A 1,101-nucleotide genomic window follows, 5' to 3' on the forward strand; every position below is an offset into this window, starting at 1 on the left:
AGCCTGCGCGTCGCCGGTTTCGGCCGGACCAAGGACGAGTGGGTGCCGAACAAGCTCCACACCGGCGCGTTCAGCCTCGACACGGTGAGCGCGACCGGCATCGGCATCACCGGCACCGGCGGCGCCGCGATCTGCAAGGGCGACACCGGCGCCCCCGCGATCCGCGAGGTCAACGGCAAGGCCGAGCTGGTGGCCGTCGCCTCCCGCTCCTGGCAGGGCGGCTGCCTGGGCACCCCGGCCACCGAGACCCGTACCGGCGCCTACAGCTCCCGCGTCGACGACCTCGCCGGCTGGGTGAACCAGGTGCGGGTCTCCCGTCCGGCCAGCCGGCTGTTCGCGATCGGCGGCGACAGCCAGATCTGGGCCAACGAGGGCGCGTACACCACGAACGTGTGGGGCACCTTCGAGGCCGTGCCGAACAGCGGCGGCGTCCGGCAGGTCAGCGCCGTCACGATGGGCGACAAGGTGCGCCTGTTCGGGATCGGCAGCGACCAGCGGATCCGGACCGCCACCCGGAACAGTGCCGGCGTCTGGTCGCCGTTCGAGGTCGTGCCGGGCAACAGCGGCATCCGGCAGGTGACCGCCGTCGCCATGGGCGACAAGGTGCGCCTGTTCGCGATCGGCGGCGACGAGCGCATCTACGGTGCGGACGGCGACTACGCCGCGGGCACCTGGAGCGCGTTCACGCCCCTGCCCAGCAGCGCCATCAAGCAGGTGACCGCCACCGTCGTCGGCAACACCGTGCGGCTGTTCGCGATCGGCGGCGACGGCCGGATCTGGACCAGCACCGGCGACTACACCGCCGGCACGTGGAGCACCTTCGAGGCGATCCCCAGCAGCGGCATCCAGCACATCGCCGCCACCACGATCGGCTCCACCGTGCGGGTGTTCGCCGTCGGCGCCGACAGCCAGATCTGGACCACCGACAGCACCGGCAACGGCCCCTGGACCACCTTCGAATCGGTCCCCGGCGTCCTCGGCGTCAAGCAGGTCGCCACCACCACCATCGGCGACACCATCCGCCTGTTCGCCATCGGCACCGACGACAGGATCTGGACCGCCGACAAGAAGGCCGACGGCAGCTGGACCACCTTCTACGGC

Annotated in this window: 1 pseudogene; it reads left to right on the forward strand. The window is 71.6% G+C overall.

The window, feature by feature from the left end:
* Positions 1–42 precede the first annotated feature (42 nt).
* A pseudogene (locus ACFU6K_RS39525) lies at positions 43–1,101 on the forward strand (hypothetical protein); the annotation flags it as partial.

It is taken from the genome of Kitasatospora sp. NPDC057512 (genome assembly GCF_042802135.1).
In the GTDB taxonomy this organism is placed as follows: domain Bacteria; phylum Actinomycetota; class Actinomycetes; order Streptomycetales; family Streptomycetaceae; genus Kitasatospora.